Below are 26,861 nucleotides of genomic sequence, written 5' to 3' on the forward strand. Positions count from 1 at the left end.
CTGCTATGTGGGTACTTATTTCTCTATCCGGAGCGGTATTCAAGGATTATCAGACTATTACGGAAGAGAGAGCTTCAGTACTTGAAACTAAAAGTTCTATTGCTTGAAACTTTTGTTTCGTCAGCGGGAAACTTTAGTTTCATCGGTGAGAAACTCTAGTTTCTCTTACTTGAAACTGTGGTTTCAAAGGCCTGAAACTAAAGTTCTTCAACCTTGAAACTACTTTGGAAGCGTAAGCTTCAAGGTTAGAAACAGTTATCTCATAAGCGGGAATACAATAAAAACATAATAGAAGACTATTGGATACTATTCAGCAAGTCTACCTTTCCTTCATTCACGAGTTTTAGGATTAGTTCTCCGAACAGCGTATTTTGCCATGCAAACCAGGAACGAGTAAAGTTTTTCGGGTCGTTCTTGTGGAAAGATTCATGCATGAACCCTGTTCCGGCATCCGTATCCATCAGCATTTTGATGCAGGTCTTGATTTCTGCGTCGTTTTGACTGGTGAATGCTTTCATCATAATACTCATGGGCCAAATCATGTCATATCCGATGTGCGGACCGCCAATTCCTTCGCCGGCAGTACCTTTGAAGAAGTAAGGATTATCTTCGCTCCATACAAACTTACGGGTATTCTGATAAATAGGATCGTTCACTTTCACATCTCCAAGATAAGGCAGGGCAATGAGACTCGGCACATTGGCATCATCCATTAACAGTTGGTTGCCGAAACCATCTACTTCGAAAGCATAGATTTTGCCATATTTCGGATGATTGTAAACCGCATACTTTTTCAGGGCTGCTTCCACTTCGTTCGACAGTGTAGTACATTCTTTAGCTAAATCAGGTTTCTTGTTGACTGTATTCAGAATCTCGGCAGCTTTGCGCAATGAAGTTACAGCAAAGAAGTTGGACGGAACGAGGAACTGGAAAGTTGTAGCATCATCCGAAGGACGGAAAGCAGAAGCAATCAGTCCGACCGGCTTTACAGGATTACCCCAGCCGTCGTTGGTCATCGTATCGAGTGCACGTTCCGTTTTGCGTTGGAAACGATAAGGACCTTTCGGATCTTCTTTTCGTTGCTGTTCCTTAAACGTTTTCAAAACCTTGGCGATGGCTGTAAGCCATTCGTCGGAGAATATACTGGCGTCTCCCGTCGTCTTCCAGTAATGATAAGCGAGACGGATAGGATAACAGAGCGAGTCGATTTCCCATTTACGTTCGTGCAGTTCGGGCTTCATGTCCGTAAGGTCGCTCATCCATTCGCCGCCTTCGGAATTCATGTTGAAAGCATTGGCATACGGGTCGATATTGATACACTTGAACTGACGTTTGATAACGCCGGCCAGCATTTTTTTCAGTTTCGCGTCTTTGTTGGCAAGTTGCACGTAAGGCCATACTTGTGCACCCGAATCGCGCAACCACATGGCGTGAATGTCACCCGTATAAACAAACGTATCATCTTTACCGTCAAAATGAACAGTAGTATCCAGTGTGTTCGGGAAACAGTTTTCGAACATCCATGCCAAGCGGACATTCGTCAGCAGTTGCTTGATATGCGCAATCTGTTGTTCCACAGCTTGCGAGACAAACAGACGTTTCGATGCTTCCGGACGGTTCGTCTGATAGTTGTTGATTTGGGTATTATCTTGTTGGATGACAAAATCACTGTTCGTTATAGCCTGCATATTGCTAGCACCCAAGAGTGCTATGGACAAACAAAAGGCTTTAGTTATATTCATGGTAATAGTCTTTTTTTGTTGATTAGTATTGATTATGAAAGTGTTGCGGAGAAGAAGTGTTAAATCTCTGCAAAGAATTCAATCAGACAGGCATTGTCGAGCAGCCATTTATACTGCTCCTTGTTGTGTCCCGACCAATCCCTGCCTAATAATCCGTTTTCATCCCGGTAGTTTTCCCAGGCGTGAAGCGCATTCTCCACCATCGCATTGACATACGCCGGATTCTTGTCAATCTTATACAGAGCTTTCAGTCCTCTGAATAAGATTACGTTAAACCAGGCCATGTCTTTATGCACTTTGACAGTCGGATCTTTCTTATCGGCTTTTGTGCGGAAAAAGGCATCTGTTCCTGCGGCTGTTTGCCGTGCATCGCGCAAATACTGTTCATCTCCTGTTTCCTCATAGAGTAATACACCCGCCTGAATCATCTGTCCACTGTTGTAGGCGTACTTCTCTTTGGAAACTTTCCCTTTCAGGTTGATGTTATCCCAGTAAAGATGGTCGGTAGGGTCGCATAGATGCTTTTTCGTCCAGGCATACGTCTCTTTTGCTTTTTCGAGGTATTTGGCATCCTTCGTCAGCCGGTACAACTTGACACCGAGCACAGTAGACGGTGCATTGGAACAAGTATGCTTCGCTTCCTTCTGCTGTTCACACCAAAAAATACCACCACCCATCTCGTCGCTCCATCCACTGTAGATATATTGATACAATGCAACGGCTTTTTCCAAAGATGCAGGCTTGTGAGTCAGTTGGTAATAATCGCAATAGTCCAGTGCAATCCAGATGTTATCGTCATAATAACGTCCGTGCTGCCCGTACTTGGTGGGGTATGACTGATAACAGGCCGGCAAGCGACTGTTATCCCAATACTGCTCCATTCCCGGTAGAATTCTTTTCTCGAGAATCTTTTTGTACTTCTTGTTTCCGGTCGCTTTGTATAAAGCCACACAACCCGACATCATCCCGGAATACGGCCATAGAAAAGAAGCCTTCAGCATTCCGTTCTGCTGCGTTCCGCCCGCCAGATAAGTAATTTTTTGGTCGGGATTGACAGGATACGTTTCTGTTAGTAGTCCGTCATTCGTCTGATAGAGATTCAATACATTAGATAGAATTGAGTCGGCAATAGAAAGATAACGGGTATTTCCCGGTGTCTTTCCCACTGCGGAGGTAAGGCAAAATAACATACAGGCTACAAAACATATATTTCTCATAGGAATATCGGGTTGTGTGGTGAAACTTTCAGGTTATAATTAGATACAAAGATTATTTCTGCTGACGCTGGTCGAACTCCAGTTCCACCTTTACGGGGAAATGGTCTGAAGGAGTGCGCGCCTGATAAGCCTTGATGTCGATTTCTTCCGGGCAATCGTTCGCCTGCTTCTTTTCTCCCTTGCCTACGATGCTGCGGTAAGTATCCGTCAGCACACCATATCTTTTCACATGGAAAGACGGAGAAACGAATACATGGTCGATACGGCTTTCCGTAAAGCTGTTCGGGTCGAAGTCGTTGAACGTGCCGTTGATAGCATAGCGGAAGCCGGCCTTCTCGTAAGAGTCGCACAACACCCCTTTGCTCACAAAAGCATCATAAGACTGGTGGGTCTGGTCGACATTGAAGTCTCCCGTCAGGATAGCTGGAAGCTCTTTGTCTTTGCCAAGTTCTTTCATCTTGTCCTGTACGAGGAACGCACTTTCCACGCGTGCTTTCTTGCCGATATGGTCCATGTGCAGGTTGAAGAAAAGGAATTCGAAGCCGGTATCCTTGCATTTGAAGTGTCCCCAACTGCAAATACGCGGCAACACGGCATCCCATCCTTTGCTCGGCACGTCGGGAGTTTCCGATAACCAGAAATCACCTTTCTCTATCACGTCAAACTTGTCTGTGCGATAGAAAATAGCAGAATGTTCACCTTTCTCTTTGCCGTCGTCGCGGCCTACACCGATATAATCATAACCGGGTAATGCTTCTTTCATATCTTTCAGTTGATGAATAAAGCACTCCTGCGTGCCGAAAATATCGAAATCGTGGTATTGCACTATTTGGGCAATGACCGGGTAACGTTGTCCCCAACCGTTTCCGTTGATTGAATCGCCACCGTTGGCGTTTCTCAAATTGTAGGAGGCAACGGTGATAGAAGTAGGCTGATAGTTACTTTGACAACCGCAAAAGACGATCGCAACAAGGGCAATTAGTAAAAGGTTTTTCAGTTTCATGTTTTTATAGTTTGTTTGGTAGATAATTCATTGATCTCCAAAAGTACAATATTTTATTCAAACGAAAGAGAGTAAGGTACATCTTTTTCTGTGGTTCCCCGTTGTTTATTGGGCACGGGGCTCATTTGAAATTGAATATTAGCACCTTTAATCAGCTGGTCATGTGTAAGGAAATTACGGGTTTGTGATTTCCCGTTTACTTTCATTTCCTTGATGTAGCGGTTGTCAAGCTGGTTGTTATCTGCCTTGATAGTGATGGTCTTTCCGTTCTCCAAATGTAACTTCGCTGATTTGAAAAGCGGGGTTCCTATGATATATTCATCCGTTCCCGGGCAAACCGGATAGAAACCGAGTGCGGAGAATACATACCAGGCGGAAGTCTGTCCGTTGTCTTCGTCACCGCAATAACCGTCGGGACCGGCGGTATATAGTTTGTTCATAATCTCACGTATCCAGTATTGAGCTTTCCAGGGCTCGCTCGAATAGTTGTAGAGATATACCATGTGCTGAATAGGCTGATTGCCGTGCGCATATTGCCCCATGTTCATTACTTGCATTTCACGCATTTCGTGAATCATGCCGCGGCTTTCCATTCCCAGTTTACCTGGGATGACAAAGACGGAATCCATCATCGCGTTGAATTCTTTCTTGCCTCCCATCAGGTTGATAAGTCCTTGCGGGTCGTGGAATACGCAGAAGCTCCAGTGCCAGCTATTTCCTTCGCAAAATTCACCGCTCCAGTCCACTGCATCGAAATTCGGATTGAATACGCCTTTGTTGTCTTTGCCAACCATCAGTTTGCGTTCCGGATGATAGACATTTTGGTAGTTCAGCGCGTGTTTCTTATAAATGTCGATTTCGCTCTCCGGTTTACCGAGTTTCTTGCCTAATGTATAAATTGCCCAGTCGTTATATGCATACTCCAGTGTACGTGCAACGTTTTGTCCTATGCCGATATTGTTGGCAACATATCCCAGTTGGTTGTAAGACTCGTAACCGAGACGCCCCGAAGCAGTCCCGCGAAGATGTGCATTTGCTCCATGTTTCAATGCTTCCCAAAGAGTTTCGATATCATACCCGCGCAACCCTTTGATGTAAGCGTCGGCCACTACGGAAGCCGAGTTGTTGCCTACCATACAATCCCGATGTCCCGGGCTGGCCCATTCCGGCAGGAAACCGCTCTCTTTGTAAGCGTTTACCAAACCTTCCTGCATCTTTTGATTCATTGACGGATACATCAGGTTGAGGAAAGGAAACAGACAACGGAACGTGTCCCAAAAACCGGTGTCGGTAAACATATAGCCGGGACGCACTTCACCGTTATAGGGGCTGTAATGCATGATTTCTCCCTTAGCGTCTATCTCGTAGAAACTGCGTGGAAAAAGCATGGAACGGTATAGACAAGAATAGAAGGTGCGCAGGTTATCAATGTTATCGTCTTCCACCTCTATCTTACTCATTTCACGGTTCCAGATCTCTCTTCCGTTCGCTACCAGTTGGTCGAAACTGTTTTTGCCAAGCTCTTTGAGATTCAACTCCGCCTGTTCGGGGCTGATAAAGGAGGAAGCAACACGTGCGTGTACGATTTCTCCCTTTTTCGTGGCGAATCCGATTACCGCACCTGTGTGGTTTCCTTTCGCTTCTGTTTCATTCGGAAGAATGTTGTTTTCGGAAACTGTGGAAACGAATGTGAACGGTTTGTCGAATTGAATCACGAAATAGTTTTTGAAGTTTTCCGGCACACCGCCGCTATTCTTGGTTGAATAGCCGATAATCTTGTTTTCTTCCGGAATCACTTTCACATAAGAACCTTTGTCGAAAGCGTCTACAATCACGTAGGCATTCTTTGTCTCCGGATACGTGAAACGGAACATGACGGCACGCTCTGTGGGAGCAAGCTCGGTTGTTACATCATGGTCGGCAAGGTATACCTTATAATAATAAGGTTTGGCAACTTCCGCTTTGTGAGAGAACCAACTGGCACGTCGGTCTTGATCGAATACCAGTCCGCCGGTGATAGGCATGATGGCAAACTGCCCGTAGTCGTTCATCCAGGGACTGGGCTGATGTGTTTGTTTGAATCCCCGGATTTTGTCGGCATCATACGTGTACGCCCAACCGTCTCCCATTTTACCGGTCTGCGGTGTCCAGAAATTCATTCCCCACGGCAATGCCGTAGCCGGATACGTGTTTCCGGTAGACAGTTCAAACTTGGATTGAGTGCCTACCAGTGTGCTGACATAGTCTACCGGATTCTTAACGGCAGAAGATTGCAGGCTGTACAACACGGCACCTCCAAGAAATAGCAAGTGTTTAAATGAAAAATGTGTTTTCATGAACAAATGAATTTATAGATTTGAAAATAATTTCTACGACGAAAATAGGGAGAAAAGGAATGTGCTTCTAGTAATAGAGAGGTTAAATCGCCTCTTGTCGCTAAAATTAACTACTCTGGCACGGAAATTTACTTATATTCCGGTCAAAAAAAAGCTCGGAATGTTTTTTTGTTTACCTTTGTCATATAGCAAATCTAAGAATAATACACTATGGGAAAACAGTCGGTTTATATTCTATTATTTTTTCTTAATCTATTGATACATAACGCTTATGCTTATAATTTGAAGCAAGTTGCAGATAAAGAGTATATGTCTAATAGTTCGATTACATCTCTGTGCCAGGATGAGCGTGGATTGATGTGGATCGGGACCTGCGACGGACTGAATATTTATGATGGACAGGAGATTGAGGAATTTAAGACTCGTGACAAAGAGGATTACTTATCTGGTAATCTGATTGACAATATTGTGTATACGGGCGAAGATATTTACTGGATTCAAACCTACTATGGGTTGAACCGTTTGAACCGGAAAACCAATACAATCACTCACTATAATGAATTTCAGAAACTCTTCTTTATGAATAAGGATAGTCATGGCAATCTGTTCATTATCCAGGATAGTAACTGCATCTATTATTATCATAAAAAAGAAGGAGTCTTCAAGAAAATCAATATCACGGGAATCCCGATTTCCGATATCGTAAACTTCTTTATCGACGGTAACAACCGGATGTGGGTAGTCATGAAAGGATACAACCGCTGTTATGACATACAGCAGGAAGCCGCATCGGGAGATATCACCCTGTTACCCCAGAAAACAAACCTGATTTATCAGACTTCCTTGATTTATTGTTTCAATGACGAGCAATCTCTTTATTATATAGATAAGGAATTTAATTTCTATGCTTTCCATATTCCGACCCAGAAGAATGAATTTATTGCCAATCTGGGTAAGGAAATACAGGAACGTGGCAAAATTTCGTCCATTGTTCATTATCATAACAGCTATTTTGTGGGCTTTTTGATGGATGGCATTCTCCTGTTGGAAAAACAGAAGGAGACGGATCATTATCAAATTCAGTCGTTACCTATCAACAGCGGTGTATTCTGTCTCAAGAAAGACCGTTTTCAGGATGTTGTCTGGATTGGTACTGACGGACAGGGCGTTTATCTTTATTCGAACCCGCTTTATTCTATCAAATCAATGGTGCTTAGCAATTACACCGAGAAAATAGAACGCCCCGTGCGTGCCATCTATCTTGATGATGAATGTACTTTCTGGGTGGGAACCAAAGGAAACGGAATTCTTAAAATCTATGATTACGAATTCGATAAAAACATCTCCGACTGTCGGGCAGAGGTGTTGACTACCTCTAATAGTGCTTTGAGTAGTAATGCCGTTTATTGTTTTGCCAAGAGCCACCGGAATTTGCTTTGGATAGGAGACGAAGAAGGATTAACTTATTATTCATATCGGGAAAAACGTATCAAGAGTATACCAATACGGATCGGTAACGAAGATTTCAAATACATCCATGACATTTACGAAACAGCAGATTCCGAACTGTGGCTGGCGAGTGTTGGCATGGGAGTGGTGAAAGCTCGTATTGCCGGAACATCGGACAATCCGGTGATTGTGGATGCGCAACGTTACATCATCAATGACGGCGAACTGGGATCGAACTATTTCTTTACTATTTATGCGGAGAATGAAGCCAACCTGTTGTTTGGCAATAAAGGATATGGGGTATTCCGCTATAACGAAACGACGAATGGCCTGGAACCGGTGTCTACTCACAAATACGAAAACATGACCCTGAATAATATTCTCGCTATCAGTAAAGACAGCAGCAATAACTATCTTTTCGGAACGAGCTACGGATTGATAAAGTACACATCGGAAACCTCTTATCAGCTCTTCAATGCCAAGAATGGTTTCCTGAATAATACCATTCATGCAATTCTTAGAAACTCGTCCGACGACTTCTGGTTGAGCACCAATCTTGGATTAATCAATTTCGATACGAAAAGGAATGTCTTTCGTTCATACGGTTTTGGAGATGGTTTAAAGGTGGTAGAGTTTAGTGACGGAGCCGCTTTTCGGGATTCCCAGACTGGTACTCTGTTCTTTGGCGGAATCAATGGAGTCGTAGCTATCCGGGCGGATGGCCGTCCGGAGCAGCTTTATATGCCTCCTGTTTATTTTGATAAGCTGTCTATCTTCGGTGAACAATACAATCTGGGCGAATTTCTCACCCGGAAAAAAGAAACTGAAGTCTTGAATTTGCAGTATGACCAGAATTTCTTTTCTGTTTCATTTGCCTCTGTGGATTATCTGAATGGTAATAACTGTACCTATTTCTATAAACTAAAAGGATTGAGTGACCAATGGGTAAACAATGGTTCGGAAAGCGGAGTCTCTTTTACGAATATGGCTCCCGGCGAATATACCTTACTGGTGAAATATTACAATAGTGTCTTTGATAAAGAGAGTGATGTCTATTCTCTGGTGATTCGTATAGGTGATCCGTGGTATGCTTCCTGGTGGGCTTATTTGATTTATGCCCTGTGTCTGCTTTTACTGGCAGCCTTGCTGATACGTTCCTTTATCCTGCGCTCCAAACGTAAAAAGCAGGAATTGCTGAACGAGATAGAGAAACGCCATCAAAAGAATGTCTTTGAGTCCAAACTTCGTTTCTTTACTAATATCGCACATGAATTTTGTACTCCGCTGACTTTGATTTATGGTCCTTGCGGACGAATCCTTTCATCGAAGGGACTTAGTAAATTTGTCGTGGACTACGTACAGATGATTCAGACGAATGCGGAGCGTCTCAACAACCTGATTCATGAGTTGATCGAATTTCGTCGGATTGAAACGGGAAACAGGGAAGTGCGGGTTGAATCATTGAATGTGTCTTCCATTGTGAAAGGAATAGCCAAAACGTTTGTTGAAATGGCTAAATCCAGAAACATCACTTTCTTGAGCAAGATACCCGAGCAGGTGATGTGGAACTCGGACAAAGGGTTTCTGAATACGATTATTATTAATCTGATTTCTAATGCCTTTAAATATACTCCCGACGGACAAAGTATCAAGATTGAAGTGGATACGAGCGGGGAAAACATGCTGACTCTTCGTGTAGCGAATGAAGGAAGTACCATCAAGGAAAAGGATTTTCAGTATATTTTTAATCGGTATGCCATTTTGGATAATTTCGAGAATCAGGATGAAAAGAACTTTTCACGGAACGGACTGGGGCTAGCCATCTCTTATAATATGGCAAAGTTGCTGAATGGTACGTTGAAAGTGGAAAATACTCCTGACGGATGGGTGATGTTTACACTAACCTTGCCGGTCGTGGAACTGACTACCGGAGTGGTGGAAACCAAGCGGCTCACAGCGGAATACATCCCTAAGATAGATACTCAATCGATACTGAAACTTCCCCAGTATGAGTTTGATAAGATGCGTCCTACGCTTTTGGTTGTCGATGATGAAATCGAAATGCTATGGTTTATTGGAGAAATCTTCTCGGCTGACTTCAATGTGGTAACCTTGCAAGACCCTGAACGGCTGGATCAGGTGATGAATGAGGTTTATCCGAATGTGATTATCTGTGATGTCATGATGCCGGGAATGGGTGGCATTGAACTGACCAGGCGGATTAAATCGGTGAAAGAGACGGCGCATATTCCTATTATTGTGGTTTCCGGACGACACGAGATGGAACAACAGATGGAAGCCCTTTCTGCCGGTGCGGAAATGTATATCACAAAACCGTTTAGTGCGGAGTATCTTCGTATTTCTGTCTGTCAGGTGATAGAACGGAAAGAGGTGTTGAAAAATTATTTCAGTTCGCCGATCAGTTCTTTTGAAAAGTCGGACGGGAAGTTGACGCATAAAGAGTCGAAGAAGTTCCTACAGTCGGTTTTGAAGATTATCAATGATAATATAACGAACAAAGATTTGACTCCACGTTATATCGCCGATCGGCTGGCAATCAGTCCCCGGAGTCTTTATCGGAAGATGGAAGAGATAGGAGAGGATAGCCCGACCGATCTGATTAAGGAATGTCGTTTGCACATAGCGAAAGATTTATTGCTGACCACTAAAAAGACGATTGATGAAATTGTATTCGATTCGGGATTCTCGAACAAAGTTACTTTCTTTAAGGTGTTCCGTGAAAAGTATGAGTGCACGCCAAAAGAGTTTCGGATGAAACATTTGGAAGAGGTTCAGCAGTAGCCTGTGGCGGGAATTTTTAAAGAAAAAGAAGAAGTAAATATCCGTGTTAATATAGTAAATATCCGTGCCAAAAGGTAAAAAAGGATAGTTAATTTTCTTTTGGTAGAGTTTAGTGATTTTATCTTTGTCTCATCGAAGTTTTAAGTAGATAAACTTGAAAAGTATTAATTTATTAATCTTTAATCTAATGAAAAGGAAACTTAGTTTTTTATTTCTTTCAGCATTGACCATTCCATTTTTTATGGGTTCGTGCAGTGATGATAAAGAAGAACAGGAAGTGAAACCGGCAACTGACCTAGTTGTCGATAATAATTCGGTGACACTACTACAAGGAGACGAAATTACGGTGAGTATCACCTCCGGCAATGGGGATTATTATGTGAAACCATTTGATGAAAGTGTGGCAACGGCTACAATCAATGGTAATAAGGTGACTATAAAAGCTACCGAAAATAGCCAGTTGGAAGAAAATAACCGTACGGAAACCACTATATTAATAGTAGATGGACGTAAGAAAGTGGCTAGAGTGCTGGTTCGGGTAGCAAAACTCTGGAATTTGACGGTAGATGCACCGGAAGAAGGTTTTAACCTTTTTATCGGTGAAAAGAGACTGGTGAAGATTTTGACCGGTAACGGAGATTATCAGATTTCCATACCGGAAGGTGCTGATAAGTTTTTGGAAGTGGGTGAACTATCCGGACAAGTTATTCCGTTGACTGCCAAGTTCGAGACTGGAGCCGATCCGGTAAATATTACGATAACAGATAAGAAAGGTAAGACAATCACTATTCCTGTGGTAGTGAACATCGTGGATCTGACACTGAAAAGTAATGAAGCCACTTTTGCCGAACCGGATGCCGAATCTCAATATATCTCTATTGAGAGAGGTAATGGCGGATATAGTTTCACTTATCAGGTGGGAGACGGCGAGCCTATTACGGATGCAACGATTGTGGAAGCTACTGAAAAAGAGAACCTGATTACCTTGAAACCCAAAGCTAGAGGTGATGTGAAAGTGATTGTGACAGACCAGAAAGGTTCTGTGGAGGAGATTGCGGTGAAAGTGAATCCATATAACCTTAAACTGGAAAATGATGCCACTTCTTTAATTATAGGTGGTTATGAAGCATCTACTGAAATTGCTATCGCTAGAGGAAATGGCGATTATAAGTTAGCACAGCTTACTGAGGACAATAAAGTCTATTTGAAAACAGCTGAATTGGTTACGGAAGACGGAACTACGAAGTTAAAACTGACAGGAAAGAAGCTCGGGACTACAACATTAGAGCTATCCGATGCAGCAGGTCAGAAGTTAACCTTACCAGTCTATGTGAATCCGGTATGTTATCGTTTGGAACATGATGTATGTTTCAAAATTGATATTAAAAAGTATGCAGAGTCACATCCGGAGGTGAAAAGTATGAATCAGCTTACTTTTGAGATTGTTTTCTATCCGACTTATACTCGTGCTATGCAATCGTTTATAGGTTTGGAAAGTGTTTTCTTGTTTCGCGCGGAAAATAAAAATGAGAATCCTCGTTTTGAAATAGCTACTAAAATTAATGGTAAAGATGATCCTCGTTTCCGTAGTCAGCAAACTATTCCTTGCGATAATCCAGAGGGTGGACGTAAAACTCCGGGTAAATGGTATCATGTCGCTATTGTATATGATGGAACGAAATCAAGCACCAAAGAGGCGTATAAAATGTATATCAACGGAGAAAGAGAAACGTTGACTCCTGCCGATAATTCCTATGAGGATTGTGCTCCCAACTCGTCTTTAAATCTGACGGATGTGGGTGGAAATGATAAGGCGTTGTTGATAGGACGTTCCGGAGATTCATATCGGGTAGGATATTGCAAAGTCTACCAGGCACGAATGTGGAAAAGAGCTTTGGACGAAAGTGAAATAAAAACGAATATGTGTAAAATACTTGATGCGGAAAAATATCCTGATTTGATGGGATATTGGGTATTTTCGAAAGGTATTGGAGGCACTACCGTTTTTGAGAACTGGGGAAATGGCGGTAACGGACTGGATGCGCAAGTTTGTCTGCAAAATATAAACGAAAATAAACCAGCCTGGGGAGCGGAACTTCCTGCAACTTATAATGGAGATAAGAGCCGCTTTGAACCAATTGAATGTCCTCATTCATACTAAAACTAGGAATATAATAATATGAGAAACAATATGATAACAAAAAAACTAATCAAATTTGCCCTGCTGTTTTTTCTTATCGGACTGACGGCTTGTGACAATAAACTGAATCCGGGATTTGATCCGGATGATTATGAACCGATTGTTCCGCCTGAACCTGTTAGAACAATGGATGCAATGGCTAGTGGCGAGCGGGTAGTACTTTCGGGTGCTTCGTTGACGGATATTGTTCTGAAATGGACGCCTACCGAGAAACACGGAAATACAGTATATCGTTATGAAGTATTGATTGATACGATCGGGGGAGACTTTACCAAACCGGTAGAAACGATTTTTTCTGACAATAACGGTTTGGAATCACAGTTGACTTTGACCCATTATCAGGCAAATACAATAGGTAAACTGGCTAAATTCCGTTGCAATACCAACGGTACACTGCGTTGGAAGGTGCGTGCTTATTGCGGATTGGATCAGGCTCTTAGTAGTCTGGAAGGCTATTTCGTGATCTTCATGATGGATGGCATCGATGATATGCCTGCTGAAAATGACCCGGTTTACATCACGGGTGTGGGTACGGAAGATGATGGTGATGAAGCGGAAGCACAACAAATGCTCCGTCAGAATGAAGGAATCTATCAGACTTTCACTCAGTTGAAAGCCAACCAGCCGTTTGTCTTTATGTCTACTGTCGAAGGTCGTAAGTGTTATTATTATGTAGACGATAATGGAGTGCTGCGTGAACGTAACGATGGTGAAGAATATACGGTGACTGTCCCTCAATCGGGTATTTATCGTATTACTATCAATATGGGTGAACAAACCATCAGTTATGATGAGATAGGAGCCGTATATCTTTATAACCAGTCTGGAGGGTACAGACAAAACTTCGACTATCTGGGATATGGCAAATGGGGCGTGAAGAATTATACAGCACGTAAGCAAAAAGAGGATTGGGCAGGAAGCGGTGAAACCCGTCATAGCTTTAAGATGGAGATCAACGGAACGACTTACCGTTGGGGACATAAGGAAAGAGATAAGGGACAGCCTAATTTAGATACCGATAAGAGTTATTATAATCTATATCAATTAGCATTGGGTACTGATGCCTGGGATTATAGTTTCCGTTTCTGCGACGAATTACTGCAGTGGGGTGCTATACAGGGAAATGTATATTATGCTACGGTGAAAACCGATGTAACCCTTTATTTCAATGCAGAGTTTGGAACGTACACCCACCGTTGGGTAGCTTCGGAAACGAATGAAGATTAAAACTGAATAATAATATGAAGAACTATATAGTATCATTATCAAAAAGAGTTTTGCTGTTAAGCGGTGCACTGGCAATATTCGCAGCTTGTGACGATGGCGATTTGGGAGACATCTACAAAGGTAACTCATCCGGCGAATATGTGTCGGATGTGAACTGGACGGATGCAGCCGACAAAAGTACAGGAACATATATCAAATATTTCTATGAGAATGCCAGTGGACGGAATACCTTTTGCGGAAGCATCTATTGGGAAAAACCGAATACACCGGAAACCGGAGAACCAACAAGTACAGGCGGTAGCGGTGGTTGGTCACAGGGACATGCATTGGATGTTATCACCGATGCTTATATCCGCCATGCGAACAATCCCGAATATCAGACTTATTTGTATGAAAACATCATGAAACCTTTCCTGCCGGCTTTTGATGACTGGAATGAGCATTGCGGTTATGGTGGCAAGGATTTTTGGAATAACTTCTATGATGATATGGAATGGATGGCACTAGCTTCCCTGCGGGTATACGAGTTGACTGGCGATCAGGATTACTACAGTGCGTTGATGAAGATGTGGAATCATATCAAGGGAGCGAAGAATGACTACAAAGGGGCAGGAGGAATGGCATGGAAAACGGATGCGCCGGCTTCGCGTATGTCTTGCTCTAATGGTCCCGGTTGCCTGTTGGCTATGAAGTTGTATCAGCTTACCGTTAAGGAGGCTAAAGACGGTTGGGAAGAGCAGGCTGCTTATTACCTGAACTTCGCCAAAGAGGTATACAACTGGATGACGGCTTATCTGTGTGATATTTCCACCGGACAGGTATATGATAATTTGAGTATTAAAGATGACGGTACACCGGGAGATCCTGATAAAGTAGCCTTGTCTTATAATCAGGGAACATTTATGGCGGCTGCCCTGGAATTGTACAATGCTACCGGTGAGGAGGAATATCTTCGTAATGCGGTTGCTTTCGGCTCTTACCAAGTGAATAAGAAAATGGATTCCAACTATCCGGTATTCAGTGGTGAAGGAAATTCGGGAGATAATCTTTTATTCCGTGGAATATTTGTCCGTTACTTCCTGGATATGGTGAAACAGCCGACTAACAGCCTTTATCCGGAAAAGACCAAGAATAAGTTTATCGCTGCATTGCGCAGCTGTTCTGATGTGCTTTGGACGTTGGCTCATCCCGAAGGATATTACGTTTGGGAATATGATTGGGCCAAAGCTCCGGAATTTGGTAATCGTAATGATAATAAAGACCGGCTGACGATAGAACTGAATGCGGAAGTTCCGGGAGCGACCATGATTGAAATCCGTGCCCGCTATGAAGACTGGGTGCAGGGTAAGGCTACTGAAAAGCCCAACTGGGTCGGACCGGATTTCGGTAAGAAAGCAGAGGAATAAGATTGATTTATTACACATAGAAAATCGAAAAAAAAAGATGATACATATAAAAAGAAATATTTGTCTGGTGGCTGTTTCTTGCACTCTTCTTGCAGGTATACCTTTGCAGGGTGTGGCGCAAACGGGAAGAATGGCAAAGGTGCAGGCCACACAAAGTAATAAAATAACAGTGTCGGGTACGGTATTGGACAAGACGACAAATGACCCGTTGATCGGTGTGTCTGTTGTCGTGAAAGGAGTGACCAATGCAGGTACGATTACGGATATGGATGGTAAGTTTACATTGAAACTGCCTTATGCGGAAGCTCCGTTGGTGTTTTCTTATCTGGGTTACCAACCGCAGGAGATTGTTCCCGGTGCGAAGAAAGAACTGACTGTCTTATTGCAGGAAGATACGAAAGCATTGCAGGAAGTGGTTGTGGTTGGTTATACCAAACAACGTAAAGAAACCATGATCGGTTCTGTAGCTACCATCACAACGAAAGATTTGACGCAGAGTCCTACTGCCAATATCAACAATGCGCTTGCCGGACGTTTGCCGGGTTTGATTGTAAACCAGTATGCAGGTGGTGAGCCGGGAGTTGACCAAAGTGAATTGTTTATTCGTGGTAAAGCAACTTACGGTAATCAGAGTGCCATTGTCATTGTCGATGGAATTGAACGTGACATGAGTTACCTCGCACCGGATGAAATTGAAACATTTACTATCCTGAAAGATGCTTCGGCCACTGCCGCTTATGGTATCCGTGGTGCAAATGGTGTAATCGTTATTACTACCAAACGTGGTAAGGCAGCGGAAAAGGCAACCGTGAACCTGAAAGCCTCTATCGGTATTAACCAGCCGATCGGTTTCCCCGAATATTTAGGTTCTGCCGATTATGCAACTTTATATAATGAAGCCAGACTGAACGATGCCAAGATGACGGGAGCTGATATCAGCAGCTTGAACCTTTTCTCTCAACAGGCTATTGATAACTTCCGCCGTGCCAAAGGGGATAACTCCGATGGCTTGGGATATGACTGGGATTATTATGATTTTGCCTTCAAACCGGGCTTGCAGGAAGATGTCAGCCTCTCCATTCGTGGAGGTACGGACAAGGTACGTTACTATGTATTGGCCAATTACTTCTCACAAGGCGGTAACTACAAATATTCGAATGCCGGTGAATATGACTCGCAAACCAGGTTCACCCGTTACAACTTCCGCTCGAACATCGATATCAATATTAATCGTTATTTGAGTACCCGTCTAGACTTGGGTGCCCGTATTACCGACCGTAATGCGCCAGGTACGACTGCCGGTCGCCTGATGACAATCTGTGCTACACAGCCCCCTTATCTGCCTATCCTGGTAGAGGAAAACTCACATCCTCAAAATGAGGAATATATTCAGCAGAATCCTCGTGGAATGCTTTATGGAGATAATATCTATCGCTATAACATCTTGGGTGAATTGAGCCGTACCGGTTATCTGAATGAAAAGAACACTTATCTGAACGGTAGTTTTGCCATGAACCTGGATATGGGATTCCTGATGAAAGGATTAAAAGCGGAAGTGATGTTCTCTTATGATGCTTCCGAAGGACGCTGGATTAACCGCAAACTAGATACTTACAAAGACGGTTATCGTGAATATCCGAAATATGCCACGTTTATGCCGATCGAAGGTTCGGATGTTTATATGGCAGGCGGACACTATACGGGTGCTTACAAAACGGGTAACAAATATGATATTGACCAGACTATCGGCAACGGGTTCAGTCATAATGCTTCCGACGGACGTACTTATATACAGGCACGTTTGGATTACAACCGTTTGTTCAACGACCGTCACGAACTGACAGCCATGTTATTGGCAAACCGTGGCAACCGTACTGTCAACAATGAACTGGCCTATCATAGTCAGGGCATTACCGGACGTTTTGCTTACTATTACAATCAGAAGTATCTGATGGAATTTAACTTCGGTTACAATGGTTCCGAAAACTTTGCTCCGGGCAAACGTTACGGATTCTTTCCCGCAGCTTCAGTCGGTTGGGTAGTTTCTGAAGAGGATTTTATGAAGAAGGCTTCTTGGATTGACTTTCTGAAAGTAAGAGCTTCCTATGGTTTGGTAGGTAGTGACAATGTCAGTAGCCGTTTCCCTTATCTGGCTTTCTACGGTGGTGGTAGCGGTTACGATTTCGGTAATAACTTCGGCACGAATGTAGGCGGAACTTCCGAAGGTAATCTGGCTAATGCGAATCTGACTTGGGAAAAAGCTCGTAAACTGAATGTCGGTGTCGACTTTACTACCTTGAATCAACGGTTGGCATTGACTGTAGACGCATTTTACGAATATCGCTTTGACATTATTACCGATATGAACGGTGACGGTATCATGGGATATCCGGACATTGTAGGTAAGGATGCTGCTTTGCAGAATCTGGGTGAAGTGAGCAACCGCGGTGTGGACATTGAATTGAGTTGGAACGATAAGATCGGGAAAGATTTCCGTTACTATATCCGTCCGAACCTGACTTTCTCCCGTAACCGTCTGGAATATAAAGCGGAAGTTGCCCGCAAGAATTCTTGGCGCAAGGAAACCGGTAAACGTCTATACGAAAACTTCGTCTATGTGTTCGACCATTTTGCAGCCGATCAGGAAGAAGCCGATCGTCTGAACAAGATCGGTTATCAGCCTTGGGGACAATTGATTCCGGGGGATGTTGTCTACAAAGATTTGGACCGCAACGGGGTGATTGATGATGAAGACCGTACGGCAATGGGAAATCCGCGTAGTCCGGAATTGATGTTCGGTATTCCTTTCGGTTTCCAATATAAGAACTTTGATTTTAGTGTGTTATTGCAGGGAGCGACCAAAAGTTCTATTCTGTTGAATGGGGCTGCCGTATTTGACTTCCCGCAGTTTGAACAGGATAAAATCGGACGTGTGAAGAAAATGCATCTCGACCGATGGACACCGGAGACGGCTGCCACTGCCAAATATCCGGCATTGCATTATGGAACACATGATAACAACAAGAATGGAAACAGCAGTTTGTTTTTGTATGATGCTTCCTACCTGCGTCTGAAGAATGTGGAAATTGGTTACAATGTATCGCCCCAATTATTACGTAAAATCCATGTGCAACAGGCACGTATCTATGTACAAGGTTTGAATCTGTTGACTTTTGATAAACTGGGTGATGTGGATATAGATCCGGAGACGAAGTCAGGAGACGGAGCTTCATGGTATCCTATTCAAAAGGTATTCAATTTTGGTATTGATATAACATTCTAAACAAGATAGAAATATGAAAAAGTTATATAGATTTTCAGCAATTGCTTTATGTGTCCTGCCGTTGTTCTTCACTTCGTGTAGTGATTACCTGGACCGGGACGATGATGATAATATTACGGAAGCGGACGTTTTTGCCCGTTACGAAAAGGTGAACGGACTAGTCTCCGATGTATACGCAGCTGCAAAAAAAGCAGACCGTCCGCTGGTATTCTTCGAACATTTCAGCAACAGTGCTATTACGGATGAGTGTGAAGGAACTAATGTAGAAGGAAACATTACGAATAACTTTAATAACGGTGCCTGGAATCCGAATTCTTTGCCCGGCAGTGTAGGGCAATATTGGGAAGCTCTTTATGAAGGAATCCGTAAAGCGAACCTGATTATAGAAAATGTACAGAAGTATAATACGCCCGACAACCCACAGCAGGATGGTGATCTTCGCAACCGTATCGGTGAAATGTATTTCATGCGTGGTTATTTCCACATGCTGTTGTTGCGTATGTATGGTGAGGCTCCTTATATTGACCGTGTGATTAATGCCGGAGATAATATGGACTTTAAGAAAGAATCTGTTCACTCGATGGTAGAGAAGATAGTAACGGATGCGCAGACAGCTTATGGCATGGTGCCTAACAAATATGTGAAGACCTCCGAAAACTTTGGACGTGTAGACAAGGGAGCTTGTTTGGGACTGATCTCTTTTGTCCGCTGGGTGGCGGCTACTCCGTTGTGGAATGGTGCTTCTCAATACGGATATAACCTGCGCCGTGTATTCGAAAATGAGTACGCTTATGATGCTACTCGTTGGAGAAAAGCCAAAGAAGCGGCTAAAGCCGTTCTGGATTTCGAAGTCGGCGGAACCAAGCGTTATTCTCTCTATACGAAACATGGTGCAAATGATTTCAAGGATCCGGCTGACGGTAATCTGAATGACAGCCGTGTATATGCTCGTTTGTGGGATATGTTTTATGATATGGATGCCTTTGCCAATGAGTATGTGTTCTTTATGACGAAGAGCAAGGATCAGGCATGGCAGGGTGATATTTATCCGCCCAGCCGTGAGGGAAGTTCGCGCCAGCAACCGGTGCAGGAACAAGTGGATGAATACGAATATATCGTAGGTGATTATGGCTATCCGGTATATTCGGCAGAAGCCCGCAAAGGTGGCTATGACGATGCTAATCCGTATGTGAAAGGTACTCGTGACCCGCGTTTCTATCGGGATATTATTTATCACGGAGCTCCTTATCGTAACAATAAGAACGAATCGAAAACGATTAATACAGCGAGTGGTTCCGATAAGATCGGTGCTACTAATGCGACTACTACCGGTTATTATCTGCGTAAATTTCAACAGGAATCCTGGAATAAATCCGGTAACTTCAGCATTAACGCACCTGCCATCTGGCGTCTTCCTGAGTTTATCTATATCTATGCAGAGGCTTGTAATGAATTGGGAGAGGATATAGATGAGGCTTATAAACTGGTGAATACTGTTCGCGAACGTTCATTTATGAAACCGATGCCGCCGGAAGTAAAGACCAATCGGCAGTTGATGCGTGAATATATTCAACGTGAACGTCGCGTGGAACTCTTTTACGAAGGAAAACGTCCGTGGACATGCCGTTTGTATCTTGAACCAACAAGCAAGGAAGAGTTGGCAAAAGAAAGCCTTTGGAAATCCAGCGGAAGCGACAACTCAAAACGTACACAAAAATATTGGGCTGCCAATAACGGTGCGTTGCCCCGTTGCCAGCGAATGATTAACGGGATGCGTCCGGTGCAGGATGAGAATGGAGCGATTACGGTTGACGGTGTGAAATATAGAATGGAACGTTTCTGCGTGGAAGAGCGTACCTTCTCTATTCAGCATTATCTATTCCCGATTCGCCGGAGTGAGTTGCAGAAGACACCGACCATTGAACAAAATCCCGGATGGTAAACCGGTAGGAATGTATAACTTTAAAAAGAAAATCAGATGAAACGAATCTATACATATATGTGTCTGTTGCTTTTGTCGGTATTATCGTTTGCTATTACGGGTTGTGATGACGATGATGATAACGAGGTAGCTCAAGACTTGATAGAGTTGATTGTGAACAAACCGGTAATACGTATCGGGCAGAATGAAGAAGCCAAAGTGAATGTAGTGGTTGGAAACGGAAACTATACCGTAAGAAGTTTCAACACAGCTATTGCAACGGCTACGGTTTCCGGTGAATTGATAACAGTGAAAAGTGGTTCGCAGAATGGAGCCACTACCATTGAGGTAATGGATGGAGAAGGAGTGGTTGCCAATATCTCTGTGAATGTAGGTATATTTGAACTGGAAGTGAATCAGACGGAGGTAATATTGGAAGTCGCTGATGAAAAGCAGTTGATTGTTAGTATGGGAAATTTTTCCAGTAATGATGAATTATCTTATGAAGTGGAGGATGAGACAATTGTCAGCCTGGTCAATACCGACCAATTCCGTCCTTTCTATACTTTGACAGGTTTGAAGAACGGACATACAACGGTGATTTTTACAGATCATAAAGGAAAACAGGCAGTGGTTCAGGTGACGGTAAATCCGATCTCTATCGATGTTTCTAATTTAACGCCGAGAGTTGGAGTCAATAATAAGATCATGATTACGGTAGAGAAAGGAAACGGAGGTTATAGTCTGACAGCGGAGAATGAAGAAGTTGTAGCTATTCAGCAGGTGGATGACACTCATTTCAATTTAATAGGTAAAAAGGCAGGTATTACCACTGTGGTTGTCAGAGACGAAGCGGAACAGGAATTAAGTCTCACTGTTACGGTGGTGCAGGCAGATAAAGTAGCGAACCTGGGTAGCGGTAATTACTTTAAAGTACCGTTTGAATATAATGGTACGGTAGATGAATCGCTAAAGAATTTGAGTACGATCACATTTGAGGCTCGTTTCAATATTGAGTCGTTGAATGGCAATGACAATGGAAATGCCCGGATTAATACGGTGATGGGTATAGAGAAGAAATTCTTGCTGCGTGTCGACGTGCATAAGGGAGGAAGCAATGATGAAGAACGTTTCCTTCAGCTTGCTGCAGATGATAAAGGTAGTATTCGCTATGAGGGCTCTACTAAGATAGAAACCAATAAGTGGTATGATGTGGCTGTGGTATTGGATAATAGTAAGAGCGGAAGCGAACGGATTGCATTGTATGTAAATGGTGTCAGAGAAACGCTTCAATTATCAAACGGTACGCCGGATGATTTGAAAGAGATCAATCTTACTTCTGATTTCTACATCGGCCAGTCTGATGGTAAACGTCGGTTGAACGGAGCTATCAGTTATGCCCGTATTTGGACAAAAGCCTTGTCGGAGCAACAGATCTCCGAGCAGAGCGGCAAGTTGTTGAGTGAGGATAAGGATGGAATGGTAGCTAATTGGTTATTCAATAATGGAAATGGTAATACCAAGACATTTGTGTCCTTGGCAGGAAAGAGCTTCGAAGCAGAGGCGGCAAATATAGTTTCAAGTTGGAAAACAGATCCGATATTGGAAACAAGTACTCCTACAGAATAATTGTAAGAAGATAGGATAATATAAAAAAGCCATCCCCGGAATAGACGAAAGTAAGGATGGCTTTTTTTTGTAGTGTGCTTACTATTCTTCGGCAGACTATGTCCTGCATGTTGTTGGCAAGGTTATTCCTTGACAGGCTCAGCCGGTTTGTCTTTTGATGTAGTGTCTGTGACAACCGTATCATTGACATTGGCGGCAAGTGCAACCAGTGATGCCTTTGCGGGCGCGTCTTCTTTAGTTACAGTATCTTTTACTACTGTATCATTGACAACTGTTGCATTGATTTCTGTCGGGGCTGTCACAGCTTCTGCAGAACTCTGAGCCTTTACAAGGAATGAACCACCACAAACAAACATAAACATTGCTACTACTAATACTAATTTTTTCATAATCGTTTGCTTTAATGATAATTAGACATATATTTTCAATTCTCTCTCTTGTGTTAAGGAATTGGTTATTGCTTTTTCGCTAACGTCTAATTAAAGAGCAAAGCGCGTGCCAAAATTAGAGAATGTATGATAAGTGATTGATAAATAAGGGAATGAGGAAGATGATGCCAATTAGGATAGTGGGGAAGTATGTGTGGGGCGTGTGGAAACTGTGGCGGGGAGTGTGGAATTATTCCACACTCTCCGCTACCATTCTTTTATTTAGGTAATCTATCTACTTGATTTCATCCGGCCAGGGACAAGGTTTACCTGTCGCTTTGAAAGTCGGCCGTTGTGCATCTACTTTTCTTAGAAAGTTGCCCAGCTCTTTAGAAAGTTTCTTCACGATGTCCGGATGCTGTGCACTAAGGTTGTTGCTTTCTCCTATATCATCAGGTATGTTGAATAACTCTTTCTTTCCTGTTCCATAGTAATAAATCAATTTCCAGTCACCGTTTCGAACGGCACAATTAAAGTTGATTCCGGGACCATCATTTCCCCAGTTGTTAGGCATATTCCAGAAAAGACTCCGACCCTTAGCTGGGTTGCCTGTCTGTTTCAGCAGAGGGATGAAACTGATACCGTCTATCGGTTGAACTGTCTGGTAGTTCTTGACACCTGCCATTTCAAGAATAGTAGGGTAGAAGTCTTCTATCAACAAGTAGTTGTTGCATTTGCTTCCCGGAGCTACTACTCCCGGCCAACTGACAATCATCGGTTCGCGGATACCGCCTTCATAAGTAGAACCTTTACCACTGTTCAATGGATAATTCTGTGTATGCAGCTTGCCGTCACGCCATCCGGATTCGGATGCAAGTCCTCCGTTATCACTCATAAAAATGATAATAGTGTTGTTGGCTTCTCCATTCTTTTCTAGCCAGTTCATTAAATCACCTAAACTTTTATCCATTCCTTCAATCAGTGTGGCATAAGCAGCTTCATGGTCTGTCATTCCTTTTTTCTTGTACTTCTCATAGAAGCGCATATCTTTGTTCAAAGGAATGTGGATGGCATATTGCGACATATACAAATAGAAAGGCTGATTATACTTTTTCGCTTTGTCCAGTGCTTTAATGGCTTCCAAAGTCAACGCTTCGGTTACAAAAGTTTCCGTTCCCCAATATTTCTCTAATCCGGGAACAGACATCAGTGATACCGCTTTCCCATCTTTGGTATGTCCGTAGTTCTCTTCTCCCAGGTAACTGGCAAGTCCACCGGCCGCATGTCCGGCAATATTTACCTCGAATCCCCAATGATGCGGATCTTCTCCTGGAGTATCTATCGCTCCGAAATGGGCTTTTCCACAATGTATAGTATGATAACCGCTGTTCTTTAGCAGTTGCACGAAGGAGGTTCCTACGAAAGTATGATTGGTGCCGGACACTTGACTTACTCCATTGTAATTCCAGTCAGGGACTGCCAGAATGCTATCTTTACGGTCTGTCATTGTATTCTTTTGCAGCGTCCAGTTAGTTACTCGGTGACGTGCGGCGTTGGTTCCGGTGATGAGGCTACATCTGGAAGGAGAACTGATACTGCTTGCATATGCTTGGGTAAACATCATTCCCTGTTTGGCTAACCGCTCCATATTGGGAGTCTCGTACAATTCGTTATAGTGTGTCTTCTGTGTCCAGAATGGGAGTGAAGTATCCTGCCATCCCATATCGTCTACCATAAAGAGAATGATATTTGGACGTTTGTCCGCGTGTTCTATTTGCATATTGCTTTGTGCTTGCAGATTGGTTGCTGCGAGTGGCACAAATACAAGGGGTAATAATGTTTTTTTATTCATGGGGGTCATTTTATTCTATGGAATATGCATTAAAATTAATAATATCTGGTAATGCGATAGATTCGGTTAAAGATAAGTTCGAGCACGAGCACTACAAAAAGGAATCATTTCTCACCGTGATGAGAATACTTGAGAAAATGCAAGAACGTAACTTGTTACAAATCAATATTATATAATTTCAATTTATTATATAAAGTCTTCCGATCAATATTCAGTAATTGCGCTGCTTTGCTCTTATTGTTTCCTGTTTGGCGTAGTGCCTCCAAAATATGCTCTTTTTCAGTCTCTTCATTGCGTAATGCTATGCTTGTATTGCTGGATGCAGGAGTTTCTAAGAGCTCGGTTCCCAATTCCAATAAAGTGATGAAACTGCTTTGTGCCAATAAAGTCGCTCTTTTGACTATGTTCTTCATTTGGCGCAAATTTCCCGGCCAATGATAATTCATTAAAGCTTGTGATGCTTTTGTATCAAAACCGATCAGATGTTTATCCAGCTCTTTGTTTGCCTGGTCGAGGAAGAAGTTGGCAAAAAGCAAAATATCCTCTTTCCGCTCTTTCAAGTCAGGCATTCGTAGGGTAAATTCGTTGATACGATGATAGAGGTCCTCACGGAATGTCCCCTTTTCGATGGCTTGCTCCAGATTCTCGTTCGTTGCGGATATCAAACGAATATCTACCGAAATTTCCTGTGTAGAGCCGACCGGACGTATCTTTCTCTCTTGCAAAGCACGGAGCAATTGTATCTGTACTTCATAACTGAGATTTCCGATTTCATCTAAAAAGATAGTACCGCCGTTGGCTGCGACGAAAGCGCCTGTCTTGTCCGTCAACGCTCCTGTAAAGGAGCCTTTCACATGACCGAAAAATTCGGAAGCTGCCAATTCTTTGGGGATGGAACCGCAATCTACGGCAATGAACGGTTTATTGTTCCGCTTGCTGAGTTGGTGGATGCGGTGTGCTACATATTCCTTTCCTGTTCCGCTCGAACCATTGATAAGAACGGACATATTGGTCGGAGCTACCAGACCTACATAATTATAAAGTTGTTTGGCGGCGTCACTCTCTCCTTCCAGATAAGAGTGCTGCCCTTCGTTTGTAACTTTTGAAGTAGCTTGCGATGAGAAAACTTGTGATGGAGAATCTTGTAAAGCTTCAGATATCTTCTTCAGTAATTCTCCCGGATTCACGGGTTTGGCAATATAATCTCGTGCTCCGAGTTTCATTGCCAGTACAGCGGACTGGATATCCGCATAACCGGTCATAATGATCAGAGGAATGGCTTTTCCCTGTTCATTCATCCATTTCAGTAAATCGATGCCTTCATGATCGGGCAACCGCAGATCTGATAATATCAAATCTACAGTTTGGCTTTCGATATGCTTCCGGGCACGTGCAATGGTACTTACTGATGATACTTCAAATCCTTTTTTGCCTAGCCAGGTTTTGAGCATCATTCCAAAAGTTATATCATCTTCAACGATCAATATGGATCTCATCATGTCAGGTTTTGATTCTTTTAAGTCACAAAGGTAAGAGGATTTAGGCGAAAGTGGTATATTTGCAAACTTAAATTAAATAAAAGCGTTATGAAAAAGATTGTATTGATATTATTAACCATATCGTTTTGCGGACTTATTGCTTGCAAGACCGGAACTAAAAAAGGAGAAGACATGGATAAAGAAACATTGGTAAAGATTGAGACAACTGCGGGAGACATCAAAGTGAAGTTGTATAATGAGACTCCCAAACATCGTGATAATTTTATTAAATTGGTGAAAGACGGAATGTATGAAGGTACACTGTTTCACCGCGTTATCAAAGATTTTATGATTCAGGCGGGTGACCCGGATTCGAAGAATGCTCCGAAGGGCAAGATGTTGGGTGCCGGTGATGTAGGTTACACCATTCCGGCAGAATTTGTATATCCGAAATTCTTCCATAAGAAAGGCGCTCTTTCGGCGGCCCGTCAAGGAGATAATGTGAACCCGAAGAAAGAGTCTTCCGGCTGTCAGTTCTATATCGTGACAGGAAAAGTTTACAATGATTCTACGTTGTTAAGTATGGAGAGCCAGATGAATGAGAATAAGATTAATGTTATTTTCAATACATTGGCGCAGAAGCACATGAAAGAAATTTATAAGATGCGGAAAGCAAACGATGAAAACGGGCTTTATGACTTGCAGGAAAAACTGTTTGCAGAAGCACAGGAGATAGCTGCCAAGCAACCGGAATTTCATTTCACTCCGGAGCAGATTGAAGCATATACTACGGTAGGCGGTACCCCGCATCTGGATGGTGAGTATACCGTATTCGGCGAAGTAGTGGAAGGGATGGATGTAGTAGACAAAATCCAGCAGGTAAAAACCGACCGTAGCGACCGTCCTGAAGAAGATGTGAAGATAATAAAAGCGACCATACTTGACTAA

At 43.0% G+C, this 26,861-nt stretch carries 15 protein-coding genes; 8 read left to right on the top strand and 7 right to left on the bottom strand.

Features of this window, described 5'->3' with window-relative positions:
- Window positions 1-296: 296 nt before the first annotated feature.
- The 4 genes from H8S63_RS04410 to H8S63_RS04425 are packed head-to-tail and all read right to left on the bottom strand — an operon-like array spanning window position 297 to window position 6,298.
- Window positions 297-1,742: a glycoside hydrolase family 125 protein gene (locus H8S63_RS04410; protein WP_117684357.1), complete on the bottom strand. Its 1,446-nt coding sequence runs from the start codon at window positions 1,740-1,742 to the stop codon at window positions 297-299.
- 59 nt (window positions 1,743-1,801) lie between these two features.
- Entirely contained in the window at window positions 1,802-2,959 is a 1,158-nt protein-coding gene (locus H8S63_RS04415) for a glycoside hydrolase family 76 protein (protein WP_370527601.1), read from the bottom strand.
- 52 nt (window positions 2,960-3,011) lie between these two features.
- On the bottom strand, window positions 3,012-3,962 hold the full coding sequence (locus tag H8S63_RS04420; RefSeq protein ID WP_118407158.1) for an endonuclease/exonuclease/phosphatase family protein: 951 nt from the start codon (window positions 3,960-3,962) through the stop codon (window positions 3,012-3,014).
- 53 nt (window positions 3,963-4,015) lie between these two features.
- Window positions 4,016-6,298: a GH92 family glycosyl hydrolase gene (locus H8S63_RS04425; RefSeq protein ID WP_120067066.1), complete on the bottom strand. Its 2,283-nt coding sequence runs from the start codon at window positions 6,296-6,298 to the stop codon at window positions 4,016-4,018.
- Between the two features lie 210 nt (window positions 6,299-6,508).
- Here H8S63_RS04425 and H8S63_RS04430 point away from each other — a divergent pair, with 210 nt between their 5' ends.
- From H8S63_RS04430 to H8S63_RS04460, 7 genes are all read left to right on the top strand, one after another.
- The gene (locus tag H8S63_RS04430) at window positions 6,509-10,549 is read left to right on the top strand and encodes a response regulator (protein WP_004304948.1); all 4,041 of its coding nucleotides are present in this window, start codon (window positions 6,509-6,511) and stop codon (window positions 10,547-10,549) included.
- A gap of 187 nt (window positions 10,550-10,736) precedes the next feature.
- Window positions 10,737-12,710, top strand: coding sequence for a LamG domain-containing protein (locus H8S63_RS04435; protein ID WP_186925825.1), 1,974 nt, complete (start codon window positions 10,737-10,739; stop codon window positions 12,708-12,710).
- 18 nt (window positions 12,711-12,728) lie between these two features.
- Window positions 12,729-13,976, top strand: a complete 1,248-nt coding sequence (locus H8S63_RS04440) for a SusE domain-containing protein (protein ID WP_186925826.1) — start codon at window positions 12,729-12,731, stop codon at window positions 13,974-13,976.
- A gap of 14 nt (window positions 13,977-13,990) precedes the next feature.
- On the top strand, window positions 13,991-15,382 hold the full coding sequence (locus H8S63_RS04445; protein WP_186925827.1) for a glycoside hydrolase family 76 protein: 1,392 nt from the start codon (window positions 13,991-13,993) through the stop codon (window positions 15,380-15,382).
- A 37-nt stretch (window positions 15,383-15,419) separates the two neighbouring features.
- Entirely contained in the window at window positions 15,420-18,665 is a 3,246-nt protein-coding gene (locus H8S63_RS04450; RefSeq protein WP_186925828.1) for a TonB-dependent receptor, read from the top strand.
- Between the two features lie 13 nt (window positions 18,666-18,678).
- Window positions 18,679-20,607, top strand: coding sequence for a RagB/SusD family nutrient uptake outer membrane protein (locus H8S63_RS04455; protein ID WP_186925829.1), 1,929 nt, complete (start codon window positions 18,679-18,681; stop codon window positions 20,605-20,607).
- 36 nt (window positions 20,608-20,643) lie between these two features.
- On the top strand, window positions 20,644-22,215 hold the full coding sequence (locus H8S63_RS04460; RefSeq protein ID WP_186925830.1) for a LamG domain-containing protein: 1,572 nt from the start codon (window positions 20,644-20,646) through the stop codon (window positions 22,213-22,215).
- 122 nt (window positions 22,216-22,337) lie between these two features.
- On the opposite strand, the gene H8S63_RS04465 is transcribed toward H8S63_RS04460, so the two are convergent.
- The 3 genes from H8S63_RS04465 to H8S63_RS04475 form a co-directional block, all read right to left on the bottom strand.
- A complete protein-coding gene (locus H8S63_RS04465; protein ID WP_004299920.1) occupies window positions 22,338-22,604 on the bottom strand; it encodes a hypothetical protein in 267 nt (88 codons plus the stop codon).
- Window positions 22,605-22,878: 274 nt separating this feature from the next.
- The gene (locus tag H8S63_RS04470) at window positions 22,879-24,435 is read right to left on the bottom strand and encodes a sulfatase (RefSeq protein ID WP_186925831.1); all 1,557 of its coding nucleotides are present in this window, start codon (window positions 24,433-24,435) and stop codon (window positions 22,879-22,881) included.
- Between the two features lie 155 nt (window positions 24,436-24,590).
- Window positions 24,591-25,934 (bottom strand): sigma-54 dependent transcriptional regulator, encoded by a 1,344-nt coding sequence (locus tag H8S63_RS04475; protein ID WP_186925832.1) that lies wholly within the window; start codon window positions 25,932-25,934, stop codon window positions 24,591-24,593.
- 87 nt (window positions 25,935-26,021) lie between these two features.
- Here H8S63_RS04475 and H8S63_RS04480 point away from each other — a divergent pair, with 87 nt between their 5' ends.
- Window positions 26,022-26,861 (top strand): peptidylprolyl isomerase, encoded by an 840-nt coding sequence (locus H8S63_RS04480; protein WP_186925833.1) that lies wholly within the window; start codon window positions 26,022-26,024, stop codon window positions 26,859-26,861.

Origin of the sequence: Bacteroides sp. NSJ-39 (genome assembly GCF_014287315.1) — a bacterium.
Classification (GTDB): Bacteria; Bacteroidota; Bacteroidia; order Bacteroidales; family Bacteroidaceae; genus Bacteroides; species Bacteroides finegoldii.

Excerpts from the sequence above, each read along its gene's own strand:
- H8S63_RS04465 (WP_004299920.1), bottom strand. The coding sequence starts at position 22,604 with ATGAAAAAATTAGTATTAGTAGTAGCAATGTTTATGTTTGTTTGTGGT.
- H8S63_RS04455 (WP_186925829.1), top strand. The coding sequence starts at position 18,679 with ATGAAAAAGTTATATAGATTTTCAGCAATTGCTTTATGTGTCCTGCCG.
- H8S63_RS04480 (WP_186925833.1), top strand. The coding sequence starts at position 26,022 with ATGAAAAAGATTGTATTGATATTATTAACCATATCGTTTTGCGGACTT.
- H8S63_RS04450 (WP_186925828.1), top strand. The coding sequence starts at position 15,420 with ATGATACATATAAAAAGAAATATTTGTCTGGTGGCTGTTTCTTGCACT.
- H8S63_RS04460 (WP_186925830.1), top strand. The coding sequence starts at position 20,644 with ATGAAACGAATCTATACATATATGTGTCTGTTGCTTTTGTCGGTATTA.
- H8S63_RS04430 (WP_004304948.1), top strand. The coding sequence starts at position 6,509 with ATGGGAAAACAGTCGGTTTATATTCTATTATTTTTTCTTAATCTATTG.
- H8S63_RS04440 (WP_186925826.1), top strand. The coding sequence starts at position 12,729 with ATGAGAAACAATATGATAACAAAAAAACTAATCAAATTTGCCCTGCTG.
- H8S63_RS04420 (WP_118407158.1), bottom strand. The coding sequence starts at position 3,962 with ATGAAACTGAAAAACCTTTTACTAATTGCCCTTGTTGCGATCGTCTTT.
- H8S63_RS04415 (WP_370527601.1), bottom strand. The coding sequence starts at position 2,959 with ATGAGAAATATATGTTTTGTAGCCTGTATGTTATTTTGCCTTACCTCC.
- H8S63_RS04410 (WP_117684357.1), bottom strand. The coding sequence starts at position 1,742 with ATGAATATAACTAAAGCCTTTTGTTTGTCCATAGCACTCTTGGGTGCT.
- H8S63_RS04445 (WP_186925827.1), top strand. The coding sequence starts at position 13,991 with ATGAAGAACTATATAGTATCATTATCAAAAAGAGTTTTGCTGTTAAGC.
- H8S63_RS04475 (WP_186925832.1), bottom strand. The coding sequence starts at position 25,934 with ATGATGAGATCCATATTGATCGTTGAAGATGATATAACTTTTGGAATG.
- H8S63_RS04470 (WP_186925831.1), bottom strand. The coding sequence starts at position 24,435 with ATGAATAAAAAAACATTATTACCCCTTGTATTTGTGCCACTCGCAGCA.
- H8S63_RS04435 (WP_186925825.1), top strand. The coding sequence starts at position 10,737 with ATGAAAAGGAAACTTAGTTTTTTATTTCTTTCAGCATTGACCATTCCA.
- H8S63_RS04425 (WP_120067066.1), bottom strand. The coding sequence starts at position 6,298 with ATGAAAACACATTTTTCATTTAAACACTTGCTATTTCTTGGAGGTGCC.